Raw genomic sequence first — 15,662 nt, 5'->3', positions numbered from 1 at the left:
TGATCGTTCGTGACCAGTCGATACAGATCATCGAATACGTCAGAGGGCCTCAACTCCCTCACCCCGCGCCGCCGTACGGTCGTCAAGGCCGCGGCGGCGACCGCTGTCCTGGCCGGGCCGCTGGCGGCTACCCTGCCCGCGCGCGCCGTCGACCAGGCTCCCGCCTTCCTGCACGGCGTCGCCTCCGGTGACCCGCTGCCGGACGGCATCCTGCTGTGGACCCGCGTCACGCCGGTACCGGAGGCGATACCCGGTTCCGGAGTGGGCCCGGACACCGAGGTGAGCTGGGTGGTCGCCAGGGACAAGGCGTTCACCACCGTCGTCGCCAAGGGCTCCACGACCGCCACGGCGGCCTCCGACCACACCGTGAAGGCCGACATCCGCGGCCTGGAACCGGGCACCGACTACTGGTTCCGCTTCTCCGCCGGCGGCACCGACTCCCCCGCGGCGCGCACCCGTACCGCCCCCGCGCACGACGCGGCCGTCACGGGCCTGCGCTTCGGCGTGGTCTCCTGCGCCAACTGGGAGGCCGGCTACTTCGCCCCGTACCGGCACCTCGCGGCCCGCGGCGACCTGGACGCCTGGCTGCACCTCGGCGACTACATCTACGAGTACGGCACCGGCGAGTACGCCACCCGCGGCACGGTCGTACGCCCGCACGCCCCGGCGCACGAGATCGTCACGCTCGCCGACTACCGCACCCGGCACGCGCGCTACAAGACCGACCCGGACCTCCAGGCGCTGCACGCGACGGCCCCGGTCGTGGCGATCTGGGACGACCACGAGTTCGCCAACGACACCTGGTCGGGCGGCGCGGAGAACCACACGGAGGGCGCGGAGGGCGCCTGGTCCGCCCGCCAGGCCGCCGCCAAGCAGGCCTACTTCGAGTGGATGCCGGTGCGTCCCGCCCTCGCGGGCACCACCTATCGCCGGCTGCGCTTCGGCAAGCTGGCCGACCTCTCACTGCTGGACCTGCGGTCCTTCCGCTCGCAGCAGGTCAAGGTCGGCAACGGCGAGGTCGACGACCCCGACCGCACCCTCACCGGCCGCGCCCAGCTCGACTGGCTCAAGGCGGGGCTGAAGTCCTCCGACACCACCTGGCGGCTGGTCGGCAACTCGGTGATGATCTCGCCGTTCGCGATCGGCTCGCTCTCCGCCGACCTGCTGAAGCCGCTGGCCAAGCTGCTGGGCCTGCCACAGGAGGGCCTCGCCCTCAACACCGACCAGTGGGACGGCTACACCGACGACCGCCGCGAGATCCTGGCGCACCTGCGGACGAACGCCATCCGCAACACCGTCTTCCTCACCGGCGACATCCACATGGCCTGGGCCAACGACGTGCCGGTGGACGCCGGTACGTATCCGCTGTCCCCCTCGGCCGCCACGGAGTTCGTCGTCACGTCGGTCACCTCCGACAACCTCGACGACCTCGTGAAGGTCCCGGAGGGCACGGTCTCCGCGGTCGCCTCACCGGTCATCCGCGCCGCCAACCGCCATGTCCACTGGGTCGACACCGACCGGCACGGCTTCGGCGTCCTGGACATCACGGCCGAGCGCGCGCAGATGGACTTCTACGTCGTCTCCGACCGCACGAAGCGCGACGCGAGCGCCACGTGGTCCCGCTCGTACCGCACCCGCAGCGGCACGCAGAAGGTCGAGCGCACCTACGACCCCGTGTAACCGCCGCTACAGGGTGTCGAGGAAGCCGAGGGCCACCCGCCAGGTGGTCTCGGCGGCCTCCTCGTCGTAGTCCGGCAGGTCGGGGTCGGTGTAGAGATGGCCGGCCCCGGCGTACCGGTACACCTCGACGTCGGCACCGGTGCGGCCCATCTGGAGGTACCAGGCGCTCAGCCAGTCGTCCGTCTCGAAGGGGTCCGGCTCCGCCACGTGCAGCTGGACCGGCAGGTCCTCGGCCGTGACGTCCGGCGCGATGTCCGACGTGCCGTGCAGGAGGAGCAGGCCGCGCGCCTTCTCGTCGCCGAGGGCGAGGGTCTGCGCGATGGAGGCGCCGAGCGAGAACCCGGCGTACACCAGCCCGCGCTCGGAGTAGGGCGCGGCGGCCAGCACGGCCCGCTTCAGCAGCTCCTCCTTGCCGATCTTCTCCTTGTGCGCCATGCCCTCCTCGACCTCCTCGAAGGTGCGGCCCTCGAAGAGGTCGGGCGTCCACACCTCGTGTCCGGCCGAGCGCAGTCGGTCAGCGGCCTGAAGCACCGCGGGTCGCAGCCCGAAGGTCGAGTGAAAGAGCATGATGTTCATGAGGCCATGGTGCCAGCCGGGTGTGACGGGCCGGGATCGCGGCACTACCCGGAACGCAGCGGAAGTCACATGTTCATGCCCCCCGGGAGCCGGTTAGGTTCGGTGGCATGGAGAACCTGCTACGACCGCTGATCGTGGTCGGTGGCTCGGTCGTGCTCACGCTGGTGATCGGCTGGGCGACCGACTTCCTGCTGCGCAAGGCCGACGCACGGCACCACGAGACCCCGCTGTGGGGTTCCCTCCGCCGTGGCCGCATCCCGTATCAGCTCGTGCTGTTCGCGGCCCTGCTGAGAGGGTCGTACGACGAGGCGCGACTGCTGGAGGACCACCGTGACGGCATCGGCCGGACCCTGACCCTGCTGCTGATCGGTTCCGCCGCCTGGCTGGTCATCCGGATCGCGGCCGCGGTCGTCGAGACGTCCTACAGCCGCTACGCCAACGCGCACGCCCAGCGTGATCCGGCCCGGGTGCGCCGGGTGCGCACCCAGGTGACGCTGATCATGCGGGTGGTCTCCGCGATCGTCGCCGTGGTGGCCGCGGCCACGATGCTGCTGACGTTCCCGGCGTTCAAGGCCGCGGGCGCCTCGCTCCTGGCCTCGGCCGGCATCCTCGGCATCGTCGCCGGTGTCGCCGCCCAGTCCACGCTGGGCAACCTGTTCGCCGGGCTGCAGATCGCCTTCGGCGACATGGTGCGCATCGGCGACACCGTGGTCGTGGACGGCGAGTGGGGCACGGTCGAGGAGATCACGCTGACGTTCCTGACCGTCCGCACCTGGGACGAGCGCCGCATCACCATGCCCGTGTCGTACTTCACGTCCAAGCCGTTCGAGAACTGGTCGCGTGGCACCCCGCAGATGACCGGCACCGTCTTCTGGCACGTCGATCACTCGGCGCCGCTGGAGGCGATGCGTGAGAAGCTGCGCGACATCCTGCGCGAGTGCCCGGCCTGGGACGGCCGCGCCTACAACCTGACCGTCACGGACAGCACCCCGAGCACCATGGAGGTGCGGGCCCTGGTGACGGGCAAGGACGCGGACGACATCTGGACGGTGCGGGTGACGGTCCGCGAGCAGATGATCGGCTGGCTGGCGAAGGAGCACCCGTACGCGCTGCCCCGGGTCAACACGGCGGACGCGATCCTCCCGCCGTCCCCGCGCGGCAACGGCCACCGCCCGTCCCCGGAGGCCGTACCGGCCCAGCAGCGCCGCTATCACGGGAACGGCTCCGGACGACCGGGGCACTGACGGCACGGGCCGGCGCCCGTGGGGACGACCGGAGGGCTGCCCGCGACGCGGGCAGCCCTCGTTCGTGCTGTCGGCCCACTGACCGCACTCGGCGACCTGCGACCTGGCTGTCGGCCCACTGACCGCACTCGGCGACCTTCGACCTGGCTGTCGGGCCAGTGGCCGCGCTCGGCGCCGCCGTTGACCTGGATGATCTGTGAGGTGATGTGCCCGGCGCCCGGGGAGGCCAGCCAGTGCAGGGTCTCGGCGACATCCCCCGGGGTCCCGGCCCGGCCGTTCGAGGTCTCGCCGATGAGCCGGTCGCGGCGCTCCTCGGCCATCGCGTCACCGAAGAACTCGGTGTCCTCGATGTACCCGGGCGCGACCACGTTCGCGGTGATGCCGCGCGGTCCCAGCTCCCGGGCGAGATCGTGGGCGTAGGGATGCAGCCCCGCCTTGGACGCCGCGTACGCGCCGCTTCCCGATCCTCGGTAGGCGGCGATGGAGCTGAGGAACAGCACCCGGCCGCCGGGCTCGGCGAGCCGCGGCTTCAGCGCCTCGGTGAGCAGCACCGCGGTCAGGGTGTTGAGCCTGAAGTTCACGTTCCAGGTGTGCGCGACGGCCGCGAGGGGATCGCCCTGCGGGGCCTCCGGTTCGAGCAGTCCGCTGCCGCCGGCGCTGTGCACGAGCACGTCCACCGTGCCCAGTTCGCGCTCCACGAAGGCGGCGACACCGCGTACGTCCTCCGGCTCGGCGAGATCGGCCGCGTACGTCAGCGCGCCGGGCACCTCGGCCTTCTCCAGCACCTCGGCCCGCCGCCCGAGCAGCACCACCCGGTCCCCGCCGGCGGCGAACACCCGGGCCGCCGCGAGCCCAATTCCCGTACCTCCACCACTGATTACTACGTTTCGTGCCATACGAACGACCCTACGACGCCCCGGTCGCCCGCCGTCAAACCGGCATCCCGAGCCGAGCGCCGCCTCACCGCAGGCTGCGGACGTCGAGGTGCCGCAGAATCCGGTCGACCACCTCGGGATCCGCCCCGGGCTCGCTGCGCGCCGCCAGCACCTCGTGCCGCGCCGCGCTCAGCATCTCCTGCTGGATGTACCGCACGCGCTTCACCCTCCGGGCCCCCTCCCGGTACGCCTCCCGGCGTTCGTCCTCGGCGAGTTCGGGGCTGATCCGCACGCCGATGTCGTAGGCCCGCCGCAGCATCTGCTCGGACAACTCCTCCGACAGCTCCTCGTTCCCCTCGATCTCCCGCAGCCGCTGCTTCGCCGCCTTGGCCGCCCGGATCGCGAGCGCCTTGGCGAACTCCTTCTCCTGGTCCGTGTCGGCCTTCACCCCGAGCCGCCGCACCAGCCACGGCAGCGTCAGTCCCTGCAGCACCAGCGTCGCCATGATCACCCCGAACGCGATGAAGATGATCTCGTCCCGGCTGGGGAAGGGCGCCCCCGCGTCGGTCTCCAGCGGAATGGCCAGCACCAGCGCGACCGAGGCCACCCCGCGCATCCCCGACCACCACATCACCACGGTCTCGCGCCAGCTCACCGGGATGTCCTCGTCGTAGTCCCGCCGCGCGTGCAACCGCTTGGTCAGCCAGGTCGCCGGCAGCAGCCACAGCAGCCGGGCGAACACCACGACGACCACCACCACCGCCGCCCACCAGAGCAGCTCTCCCCACCGCCCGGAGGCCGTGCGGATCGCGTTGTGCAGCTCCAGCCCGACCAGCCCGAACGCCACTCCGGTGACGAGGGTGTCGACGATGTTCCAGAACGTGTGCCCGGCCAGCCGGGTCATGACGTCGTCGGCGTCGGAGCCGTACTCCGCGAGGAACAGGGCGGTGGTGAGCACGGCTAGCACCCCGGACCCGTGCAGTTCCTCGGCCATGACGTACGAGGCGTACGGCACCAGCAGGGTCAGCCCGACCTGGAGGGTCGCGTCGCCGAGCACCTCCATCAGCTTGTTGGCGCCCCAGCCCAGCGCGAGCCCCACGGCCACCGCCACCACGGCCGACAGCACCAGGTCGAGCCCGGCCTTCCAGGGCGAGAACGTCCCGCTGACGGCCGCGGCGATCGCCACGTGGTAGAGGACGATCGCCGTCACGTCGTTGAACAGCCCCTCGCCCTCCAGGATCGACACCAGCCGGCGCGGCAGCCCCAACTGCCCGGCCACGGCGGTCGCCGCGACCGGGTCCGGCGGGGCCACCAGCGCGCCCAGCGCGAACGCCGCCGCGAGCGGCAGCCCCGGCACGATCGCGTCGGCCACGGCGGCCACACAGGCCATGGTGACGAACACCAGCGCCACGGCGAGCAGGAAGATCGGCCTCTTGTTCGCCGCGAACTGCCGCCAGGACGTGCGCCGCACGGCGGCGTACAGCAGGGGTGGCAGCAACAGCGGCAGGATCAGGTCCGGCGCGATCTCGACGTTCGGCACGAACGGCAGCAGCGCGAGGACTATCCCCAGGAGCGTCATCAGCACCGGGGCGGGCACCTTGAACCGGTCCCCCACGGGGACACTGATCACGGCCCCGAGCAGCAGCACGAACAGCAGGGCCAACTGATCCACGGTCAGCGCTCCGAGAAGGTCAAATGTTCACACGACTGATCTCAAGCCTGCCACGCAACTCCCGGGACAAACCGTTTCGGCACCCACCACGTGGTGTTAAATCGAACGCCGCATCCCCTGGTGCGGAATGCCCGCCTCCAAGTACTCGGGCCCATAGGGCTCGTATCCGAGCCGCTCGTAGAAGCCCCGTGCGTGCGTCTGCGCGTGCAGGTCCACGGCCGTCAGCCCTCGCGCGCGTGCCGCGTCCTCGAGGGCCCGCACCAGGGCGGCACCGACACCGAGTCCGCGCGCCGGCCCCGCCACGGCGAGCCTGCCGAGCGAGCCCACGGACGGGTCCCCGCCGGTCTGCGCGACGGCCGCCTCCCCCTGCAGCAGCCGCCCCGTCCCGAGCGGCACACCGTCCTCACGGACCGCCAGCACATGGACCGCGCGGGCGTCGTACGCGTCGTACTCGAGGTCCTCCGGCACGCCCTGCTCGCCGACGAAGACCTCCTTGCGCACCGCGAAGCACGCCTCCCGGTCTGCCGGGTCCTCGGCGACCCGCACGACGTACGGGGTGCTCACGCGTAGGTCTCCTCGCGCACCTGGTCCAGGGCCTTCTGCAGGTCCTGCGGGTAGTCGCAGGAGAACTCCACCCACTGCCCGTCCCCGGGGTGCTCGAAGCCGAGCCGCACCGCGTGCAGCCACTGCCGGGTCAGGCCGAGGCGCTTGGCGAGCGTCGGGTCGGCGCCGTAGGTGAGGTCGCCGACGCAGGGGTGCCGGTGTGCGGCCATGTGGACCCGGATCTGGTGCGTGCGGCCGGTCTCCAGCTTCACGTCGAGCAGGGAGGCCGCGCGGAACGCCTCCATGAGGTCGTAGTGCGTGACGGACGGCTTGCCCTCGGCGGTGACGGCCCACTTGTAGTCGTGCTGCGGGTGCCGGCCGATGGGCGCGTCGATGGTGCCGCTGGTCGGGTCGGGGTGGCCCTGGACGAGCGTGTGGTACCGCTTGTCGACCGTGCGCTCCTTGAACTGGCGCTTGAGCGAGGTGTACGCCCGCTCCGACTTGGCCACGACCATCAGCCCGGAGGTGCCCACGTCGAGGCGGTGCACGATGCCCTGGCGCTCGGCGGCGCCGGAGGTCGAGATGCGGTACCCGGCGGCGGCGAGCCCACCGATCACGGTCGTCCCGGTCCAGCCCGGGCTGGGGTGCGCGGCGACACCGACCGGCTTGACGATCACGACCACGTCGTCGTCGTCGTGCACGATCTCCATGCCCTCGACCGGCTCGGCGACGATCTGCACCGGCGCGGGCGCCTGCGGCATCTCGACCTCCAGCCAGGCGCCGCCGTGCACGCGCTCCGACTTGCCGACCACCGACCCGTCGACCGTGACCTTCCCCGCGGCGGCGAGCTCGGCCGCCTTGGTACGGGAGAAGCCGAACATGCGGGAGATGGCGGCGTCGACGCGCTCGCCCTCCAGGCCGTCGGGCACGGGCAGGGTACGGATCTCGGGAATCGTGCTCACCCGTCGAGTATGCCGGACGGCCACGACGGGACCGTACGCGCGCTCAGTCCTTGTGGACGGTCCCGTCCGGGTCCAGACCCCGGAAGGACAGCAGCACGATCAGGATGCCACCGCACACGATCGCCGAGTCGGCCAGGTTGAAGACCGCGAAGTGCTTGGGCGCGATGAAGTCCACGACCGCGCCCTCGAAGACGCCCGGTGCCCGGAAGATCCGGTCGGTGAGGTTGCCCAGCGCACCGCCGAGCAGCAGGCCGAGCGCGATCGCCCAGGGCAGGCTGTAGAGCTTGCGGGCGAGGCGGGCGATCACCACGATCACCGCCGCCGCGATCATGGTGAAGATCACGGTGAAGGCCTCGCCGAAGCCGAAGGCCGCGCCCGCGTTGCGGATCGCCTCGAACTTCAGCCAGTCCCCGATGATCTCGATGGGCGGGTGGTGCTCCAGCTTGGCGACCACGATCAGCTTGCTGATCAGGTCGATCGCGTAGGCGAAGGCGGCGACGGCGAACAGCACCGCGATCCGGCGCCTGCCCCGGGGCCGCCCGTCGGTGGCCTCCGGCTCGCCGGTACCGGACGGTCCCGCCACGGCCGCCGGGTCGGTGCCGGGCTCCCCGGCCGGAGTGCCCTCGGCGTCGGGCCGCCCCTTGCCGCCCCCGGCTCCGTCCGGTGTGTCCGGCGTACCGATGATGCGCTCCGCCTCTGCCACGTGAGTCCCTCAACCTAGGTGCCTGACTGAGGACGAGGGTACGGCACACCCTGCGCGTCCCACGTGCTCAGGAGGCATTCGGCGGGCGGTCAGTACCGGCGCTCCTGCTTCTGCTTGCACTCCACGCAGAGCGTGGCCCGCGGGAAGGCCTGCATACGGGCCTTGCCGATGGGATTGCCGCAGTTCTCGCAGAGGCCGTAGGTGCCCGCGTGCAGGCGTTCCAGGGCGCGCTCGGTCTGGAGGAGCATCTCGCGCGCGTTGGCGGCCAGGGCCAGCTCGTGCTCGCGGGTGATGTTCTTGGTGCCGGTGTCCGCCTGGTCGTCGCCCGCGCCGTCCCCGGAGTCCCGCATCAGGCCCGCGAGGGACCGCTCCGACGACGTGATCTCCTCACGCAGCCGGGTCTCCTCGGAGGTCAGCTCGGACCGCGCCTCCTCGACCTCGGCCGCCGTCCAGGGGTCCTCGCCGGGGCGTACCGCGAGCTCGCCGGGCTCCGCCGCGGCGACCCGTGCCTTGGGGACGGCGGTCTTCGCCGCCGTGGCCGGGCCAGGGGTCTTCTTCGCAACCACCGTCGTCGCTCCCGTCTGCTGCGCGGCCTCGGCCGCACCCGCCTTCTTGGCCGTGCTGGTCGCGGCCGTGTCCTGTGTGACCGCGCCGGTCCGGGCAGCGCCCTTCCCGGCCGCGCTCTTCGTGGTGGTGCTCTTGCCTCCGGCGGCCTTCTCGCCCGCGGCCTTCTTGGCGGCGGCCTTCCTCCCGGCCGCCTCGGCGCCTGTCGCCTTCTCGGTGCCGGTCGATCCACCGGCCGCCTTCGTACCCCCCGCCCTGCCCGCCGCCTTCCCGGTGGTGGTCTTCTCGGCCGAGGTCTTCTTCGCGCCGCCGGCCTCCTTTGCGGCCACCGGCTTCCTGCCTGCCGTCTTCTTCGCCGCCACCGTCTTGGCCACTGCCGTTCTGGCCGGCGCCTTCCTGGTCACGGCTCGCGAAGCCACCGCTTCACCGGCCCCGGCCTTCTCCGCCGTCGCCTTCCTCCTGGGCGCTCTCGCCCCGGCCGGCCTCGTCCCCTCGGCCGCCTTCCCCGTGTCCTCCTTCGCCGCCCGCCCCGCCGATCCCCCCTGCGTGGACTTCTTCCCGCCCACGTCCTTCGCAGCGCCGCCGGATGCCTTCGCGGACCTGCCGGACGCCGGCTGCTGTACGGCGGTCTTCTTCGCCACCATGGCCGCGGCCCCTTCACATATTGTGATCTTGCTCGCGAATCGTGCTGGGACGATAAATCGACTCGAGTCCCGCGGCAACGGGGCACACCGCTCGATTCGCCCGCCTCGCGCACGCCGCGCGGCGAACCTGCATCCGTTGTGCCCAGCTCCCCGCCCGGTAATCCGCCGAGCCGGACGTCCCAGGATCCGAACACCTATACCGTGCTATTCGGGTCATCAAACCCATTTCGCGCCCCACGCGGCACCCCATGCCCGGCCGCCCCGAAAACCGGTCGGCCGCCGTCCGCGCGGCGCCGTACACTGGGCGGAGCGAAAAGCGTGGATGGGGACGAGTAGCGGCGTACGCAGCCCAGAGCGACCCGGGGACGGTGGAAGCCCGGGGGCGAGCGCGACGTGAAGATCACCCCGGAGCCGCCGGAAGAAAGCCGGAGCCAGTGAGCGACGGCCGGTAGACCCGGCATCGCGACCCCAATGAGGGGGCTCACCGGCGCACACCCCGTGCCGGAGGGCCAAGGAGGGTGGTACCGCGGGAGCGCGCCGAAGGCGGCGCAGTCAGACGTAGCTCTCGTCCCTCCGGACGGAAGGCAGCAAGTCCGCCGGAGGAAGCCCGCTGATGACATCGCCGACGTACCGCCAGGTACCCGCCCAGGTCGACCTGCCCGCCCTCGAGCACGCCGTGCTCGACTTCTGGCGCGAGCAGAAGATCTTCGCCAAGAGCCTGGAGCAGTCCGAGGGCCGCCCCGAGTGGGTGTTCTACGAGGGCCCGCCCACCGCCAACGGCATGCCCGGTGCCCACCACATCGAGGCGCGCGTCTTCAAGGACGTCTTCCCCCGCTTCCGCACCATGCGGGGCTACCACGTCGCCCGCAAGGCCGGCTGGGACTGCCACGGCCTCCCGGTGGAGCTCGCCGTCGAGAAGGAACTCGGCTTCTCCGGCAAACAGGACATCGAGGCCTACGGCATCGCCGAGTTCAACGCCAAGTGCCGCGAGTCGGTGACCCGGCACACGGACGCCTTCGAAGAGCTCACGACCCGCATGGGCTACTGGACCGACCTCCAGGACCCGTACCGCACGATGGACCCCGAGTACATCGAGTCGGTCTGGTGGTCGCTGAAGGAGATCTTCAACAAGGGCCTGCTGGTCCAGGACCACCGCGTCGCCCCCTGGTGCCCCCGCTGCGGCACGGGCCTGTCCGACCACGAGCTGGCGCAGGGCTACGAGACGGTCGTCGACCCGTCGGTCTTCGTCCGCTTCCCGCTCACCTCCGGCCCGCTGGCCGGCGAGGCCGCGCTCCTGGTGTGGACGACGACCCCGTGGACCCTGGTGTCCAACACCGCCGTCGCCGCCCACCCCGAGGTCACCTACGTCGTCGCGACGAACGGTGCGGAGAAGCTCGTCGTCGCCGAGCCGCTCGTCGCCAAGGCGCTCGGCGAGGGCTGGGAGACCACCGGCCAGTCCTTCACCGGCGCCGAGATGGAACGCTGGACGTACCGGCGCCCGTTCGAGCTCGTCGAGTTCCCGGCCGAGGCCCACTTCGTCGTCAACGCCGAGTACGTCACCACCGAGGACGGCACCGGTCTGGTCCACCAGTCCCCCGCCTTCGGTGAGGACGACCTCAAGGTCTGCCGCTCCTACGGCCTGCCCGTGGTCAACCCGGTCCGCCCGGACGGCACCTTCGAGGCGGACGTCCCGCTCGTCGGCGGCGTCTTCTTCAAGAAGGCCGACGAGAAGCTCACCGAGGACCTCGACGGCCGCGGCCTGCTCTTCAAGCACATCCCCTACGAGCACAGCTATCCGCACTGCTGGCGCTGCCACACCGCGCTGCTCTACTACGCGCAGCCCTCCTGGTACATCCGCACCACGGCGCTCAAGGACCGCCTCCTCGCCGAGAACGAGGGCACCAACTGGTTCCCGGAGACGGTCAAGCACGGCCGGTACGGCGACTGGCTGAACAACAACATCGACTGGGCGCTGTCCCGCAACCGCTACTGGGGCACCCCGCTGCCCATCTGGCGCTGCGAGGACGACCACCTCACCTGCGCCGGATCGCTCGCGGAGCTGTCCGAGCTGACCGGCACCGACCAGTCGGGCCTCGACCCGCACCGCCCGTTCATCGACGAGGTCACCTTCGCCTGCCCGCAGGACGGCTGCGGGAAGACGGCCACCCGCGTGCCCGAGGTGATCGACGCCTGGTACGACTCGGGCTCGATGCCGTTCGCGCAGTGGGGCTACCCGTACAAGAACAAGGAACTGTTCGAAGCCCGCTACCCGGCGCAGTTCATCTGCGAGGCCATCGACCAGACCCGCGGCTGGTTCTACACGCTGATGGCCGTCGGCACCCTGGTCTTCGACAAGTCGTCGTACGAGAACGTGGTCTGCCTCGGCCACATCCTGGCCGAGGACGGCCGCAAGATGTCCAAGCACCTGGGCAACACCCTGGAGCCGATCCCCCTCATGGACCGGCACGGCGCCGACGCGGTCCGCTGGTTCATGGCGGCCGGCGGCTCCCCGTGGGCGGCCCGCCGCGTGGGCCACGGCACGATCCAGGAGGTCGTCCGCAAGACGCTCCTGACGTACTGGAACACGGTCGCCTTCCAGGCCCTCTACGCCCGTACGACGGGCTGGGCCCCGTCCGAGGCCGACCCGGCCCCGGCCGACCGCCCGGTCCTGGACCGCTGGCTGCTGTCCGAACTGCACGCGCTCACCGACCAGGTCACCCAGGCGCTGGACGCCTACGACACCCAGCGCGCCGGCAAGCTGCTGTCCGCGTTCGTCGACGACCTGTCGAACTGGTACGTGCGCCGCTCCCGCCGACGCTTCTGGCAGGGCGACAAGGCGGCCCTGCGCACCCTGCACGAGGTCGTCGAGACGGTCACGCAGCTGATGGCCCCGCTGACCCCGTTCATCGCCGAGCGGGTCTGGCAGGACCTGATCGTCCCGGTCACCCCGGGCGCCCCCGAGTCGGTCCACCTGTCGTCCTGGCCGGAGGCGGACCTCGGCGCCATCGACCCGGAGCTGTCGAAGCAGATGGTGCTGGTGCGCCGGCTGGTGGAGCTGGGCCGTGCCACGCGCGCGGAGTCGGGCGTCAAGACGCGTCAGCCGCTGTCCCGCGCCCTGATCGCGGCGACCGGCTTCGACGCGCTGGGCTCCGAACTGCGCACGCAGATCACGGAAGAGCTGAACGTCGAGTCCCTGGCGACGCTGAGCGAGGTCGGTGGCAGCCTGGTCGACACCACGGCGAAGGCCAACTTCCGCGCGCTGGGCAAGCGGTTCGGCAAGCGCGTCCAGGACGTGGCCAAGGCCGTCGCGAACGCGGACGCGGCCGCCCTGTCCCTGGCCCTGCGCGAGGGCACCGCGTCGGTGGAGGTCGACGGCGAGACCATCACCCTGGCCCCCGACGAGGTCATCATCACGGAGACCCCCCGCGAGGGCTGGTCGGTGGCCTCCGACGCGGGCGCCACGGTCGCCCTGGACCTGGAGATCACCGAGGAGCTGCGCCGGGCCGGCCTGGCCCGTGACGCGATCCGCCTGATCCAGGAGGCCCGCAAGAACAGCGGCCTCGACGTGGCCGACCGCATCGCGCTGCGCTGGACGGCGACCGACCCGGCCGTCACCGAGGCCCTGGCCGAGCACGCCGGTCTGATCGCCGACGAGGTCCTGGCCACGGACTTCGCCCAGGGCGAGGCGGACGACACCTACGGCGAGCCCTTCACCGACGAGGGCCTGTCCCTGACGTTCCGTCTGCGCAAGGTCTAGCACTCAGGCCGCACAGCCCGAAGGCCCGGGCCCGCCAAAGATCTTGGCGGGGCCGGGCCTTCGGCGTTGCGTACGCACGAACACGGGTGCGCGGTGACGAACGGACGCGGCAAAAGGGCGAGGCCCCGGGTGGGAACCCGGGGCCTCGCCCTGAACGCTGCCGACGTCTACGCCGTACTACTGGCCGTCAGGCCGTCAGTTGTCGTCCTCGTCGATCAGGAAGCCCCGCATCGGCGAGGGCGCCTGACCCATCGGGGAGGGGCCCTGAGGACGGACCGGCGCCATCGGCTGGGTCATCGCCGGCGACATCTGCTGCTGACCACCGTAGGACGGACCGGACGGCGAAGGTGCGCCGCCCATCGTCTGGTTGCCACCACCGTAGGACGGGGCGCTCGCGCCGGCCGGAGCCATGGAAGGCGCCGGGGACGGCGGGAGGGACGCGGTCGCCGGGGTGCGCGGCGGAGCCAGCGAGTCGTCGGCCTGGGTCTCCAGCTGGCGCAGCTGCGACTCCAGGTACGACTTCAGGCGCGTGCGGTACTCGCGCTCGAAGCCGCGCAGGTCCTCGACCTTGCGCTCCAGCGTGGCGCGAGCGGACTCCAGGGAGCCCATCGCGACGCGGTGCTTCTCCTGCGCGTCCCGCTCCAGGGCGTCGGCCTTGGCACGGGCGTCACGCTCCAGACCCTCGGCACGCGAACGCGCCTCGCCGACGATCTTGTTGGCCTCGGAACGAGCCTCCGCGATCGCCTGGTCGGCGGTCTGCTGGGCCAGCGACAGGACACGGGCGGCGCTGTCGCCACCGGGACCCTGCTGACCGGGGCCGCCCATCGGACCGCCCATGGGGCCGGGGCCGCCCATGGGGCCGCCCATCTGCTGCTGCATCGGGGGCTGGCCCATCGGACCCGGACCCTGGCCCATCGGGCCGGGACCCTGGGGTCCACCCTGACCGCCGGGACCGGCGGGCAGCTGCGGGGCACCGCTCGGCAGCTGGGGCGGACCACCCATGGGGCCACCCATCTGCTGCTGCGGCGGGCCCGATATGCCGGCGGGGACAGGACCACCAGGACCGCGCATACCCTGCTGCTGTTGCTGCTGGTCCTGCTGCGGCTCCGGAGGCTTGCGCATGTTCTGCTGGTTCTGCGCAGCAGCGCGCGTGGCCGCGGCCAGTTTGGCGCGCAGGTCCTCGTTCTCGCGGAGCAGGCGGGTCAGTTCGGCTTCGACCTCATCGAGGAAGGCATCGACCTCGTCCTCGTCATAGCCTTCTCGGAGGCGGACGGTCGTGAACTGCTTGTTCCGCACGTCCTCGGGGGTCAACGGCATCTCTTCACCTCAACGTAGTCGTCGGCAGTCGGCAAGACCGTATCTGTCACATCGCTCACATCGCGTTCCGCACGAGTGTGATCAGGATGTAGACGATGATCATCAGAACGAAGAAGGACAGGTCGAGCGCCACGCCCCCGAGACGCAGCGGCGGAATGACCCGCCGCAGAAGCTTGAGCGGTGGATCGGTGACAGTGTAGGTGGCCTCCAGAACGACCACCATCGCCTTGCCGGGTTGCCATGAGCGGGCGAACTGGAAGACATAGTCCATGACCAGTCGGAAGATGAGCACGATGAGGAAGCACATCAGCGCGATGTAGACGACATCCAAAACCACGCTCATGACCTCTTGCTTCCCTCTCCCCTGTGCCCTGCTCGGTACTGCTGTTCCGGTGGTGCGTCTCAGCTCTGGTTGAAGAACCCGCCCTCTGCGATACGGGCCTTGTCCTCCGCCGTGACATCGACGTTAGCAGGCGACAACAGGAACACCTTCTGCGTCACCCGCTCGATACTGCCGTGAAGACCAAACACCAAACCTGCCGCAAAGTCGACAAGTCGCTTCGCATCTGTGTCGTCCATCTCAGTCAGATTCATGATCACCGGAGTGCCTTCACGGAAGTGTTCCCCGATGGTACGGGCCTCGTTGTAGGTCCGCGGGTGAAGCGTGGTGATCCGGTAAGGCTCTCGTTCGGACACGACCTTGGGCATGATCACCGGTGCGTTCTTCTCCAGACTTGCGCGTTCTTGTGTGATGGACGCCACGGGCGCGATGCGCGCCGGGCGGCTGGATTCCGCGGGAAGCGAAGCGGAGCGGGCGGCCGGTTCGCGAGGCGCGGGCGGCTGTACGACTCGTACCTCTTCGTCCCTTTGGGGCTGATGTGAGACGTGCGGCTGGTGGGACGGCTCGTGCCGTCGGTGGTCCCGCTCGGGCTCCGGGTCCAGTTCGGGTTCGAAGTCGTCGTCGGGGTCGAATCCGCGGCCGTCGTACCCATCGTCCTCCACGAGGCCGAGGTAGACCGCCATCTTGCGCATCGCGCCGGCCATGCTCTGAGTCCTCCGCTCTGTGGTGGATCGGCTGACGACTGCCAAGTGCCCGCGATCCACGTGGTCCTTGAATCCGCCTTT

12 protein-coding genes and 1 pseudogene are annotated in these 15,662 nt (G+C 70.9%); 3 read left to right on the top strand and 10 right to left on the bottom strand.

All coding sequences use genetic code 11. The features are described 5' to 3' along the window. The first annotated feature begins 9 nt into the window (after positions 1-9). A complete protein-coding gene (locus AB0B29_RS22000) occupies positions 10-1,680 on the top strand; it encodes an alkaline phosphatase D family protein (RefSeq protein WP_362242256.1) in 1,671 nt (556 codons plus the stop codon). Between the two features lie 6 nt (positions 1,681-1,686). Here AB0B29_RS22000 and AB0B29_RS21995 read toward each other — a convergent pair whose 3' ends face one another. Then, on the bottom strand, positions 1,687-2,256 hold the full coding sequence (locus tag AB0B29_RS21995) for a dienelactone hydrolase family protein (RefSeq protein ID WP_362242254.1): 570 nt from the start codon (positions 2,254-2,256) through the stop codon (positions 1,687-1,689). A 107-nt stretch (positions 2,257-2,363) separates the two neighbouring features. Here AB0B29_RS21995 and AB0B29_RS21990 point away from each other — a divergent pair, with 107 nt between their 5' ends. Continuing rightward, positions 2,364-3,500, top strand: a complete 1,137-nt coding sequence (locus AB0B29_RS21990; RefSeq protein WP_362242251.1) for a mechanosensitive ion channel family protein — start codon at positions 2,364-2,366, stop codon at positions 3,498-3,500. Positions 3,501-3,658: 158 nt separating this feature from the next. Here AB0B29_RS21990 and AB0B29_RS21985 read toward each other — a convergent pair. From AB0B29_RS21985 to AB0B29_RS21960, 6 genes and pseudogenes are all read right to left on the bottom strand, one after another. After that, positions 3,659-4,396, bottom strand: a pseudogene (locus tag AB0B29_RS21985) (SDR family NAD(P)-dependent oxidoreductase); the annotation flags it as partial. Between the two features lie 64 nt (positions 4,397-4,460). Then, complete coding sequence (locus AB0B29_RS21980; protein ID WP_362242249.1) at positions 4,461-6,047, bottom strand: Na+/H+ antiporter; 1,587 nt, start codon at positions 6,045-6,047, stop codon at positions 4,461-4,463. A 96-nt stretch (positions 6,048-6,143) separates the two neighbouring features. Beyond that, a complete protein-coding gene (locus tag AB0B29_RS21975; protein WP_362242246.1) occupies positions 6,144-6,611 on the bottom strand; it encodes a GNAT family N-acetyltransferase in 468 nt (155 codons plus the stop codon). Then, the gene (locus AB0B29_RS21970; protein WP_362242244.1) at positions 6,608-7,552 is read right to left on the bottom strand and encodes an RluA family pseudouridine synthase; all 945 of its coding nucleotides are present in this window, start codon (positions 7,550-7,552) and stop codon (positions 6,608-6,610) included. Before AB0B29_RS21970 ends, AB0B29_RS21975 begins: the two co-directional genes overlap by 4 nt. 43 nt (positions 7,553-7,595) lie before the next feature. Continuing rightward, on the bottom strand, positions 7,596-8,255 hold the full coding sequence (lspA, locus tag AB0B29_RS21965) for a signal peptidase II (protein ID WP_362242241.1): 660 nt from the start codon (positions 8,253-8,255) through the stop codon (positions 7,596-7,598). A gap of 89 nt (positions 8,256-8,344) precedes the next feature. Beyond that, complete coding sequence (locus AB0B29_RS21960; RefSeq protein ID WP_362242238.1) at positions 8,345-9,463, bottom strand: TraR/DksA C4-type zinc finger protein; 1,119 nt, start codon at positions 9,461-9,463, stop codon at positions 8,345-8,347. 613 nt (positions 9,464-10,076) lie between these two features. On the opposite strand from AB0B29_RS21960, the gene ileS reads away from it, so the two are divergent. Beyond that, the gene (gene ileS, locus AB0B29_RS21955) at positions 10,077-13,220 is read left to right on the top strand and encodes an isoleucine--tRNA ligase (protein ID WP_362242235.1); all 3,144 of its coding nucleotides are present in this window, start codon (positions 10,077-10,079) and stop codon (positions 13,218-13,220) included. Positions 13,221-13,415: 195 nt separating this feature from the next. Here the strand turns inward: ileS and AB0B29_RS21950 are convergent, their stop codons facing one another. The 3 genes from AB0B29_RS21950 to AB0B29_RS21940 are packed head-to-tail and all read right to left on the bottom strand — an operon-like array spanning position 13,416 to position 15,581. Then, on the bottom strand, positions 13,416-14,537 hold the full coding sequence (locus AB0B29_RS21950; protein WP_351637003.1) for a DivIVA domain-containing protein: 1,122 nt from the start codon (positions 14,535-14,537) through the stop codon (positions 13,416-13,418). 55 nt (positions 14,538-14,592) lie between these two features. Beyond that, positions 14,593-14,880, bottom strand: a complete 288-nt coding sequence (locus AB0B29_RS21945; RefSeq protein WP_062926337.1) for a YggT family protein — start codon at positions 14,878-14,880, stop codon at positions 14,593-14,595. A 59-nt stretch (positions 14,881-14,939) separates the two neighbouring features. Continuing rightward, positions 14,940-15,581, bottom strand: coding sequence for a cell division protein SepF (locus AB0B29_RS21940; protein WP_102907744.1), 642 nt, complete (start codon positions 15,579-15,581; stop codon positions 14,940-14,942). Positions 15,582-15,662: the final 81 nt, after the last annotated feature.

The sequence above is a fragment of the Streptomyces tibetensis genome (assembly GCF_040647715.1).
Taxonomy (GTDB): Bacteria; Actinomycetota; Actinomycetes; order Streptomycetales; family Streptomycetaceae; genus Streptomyces; species Streptomyces tibetensis_A.
Note: the sequence above shows the minus strand (reverse complement) of the source record. Positions and strands in the feature narration are given on the sequence as shown.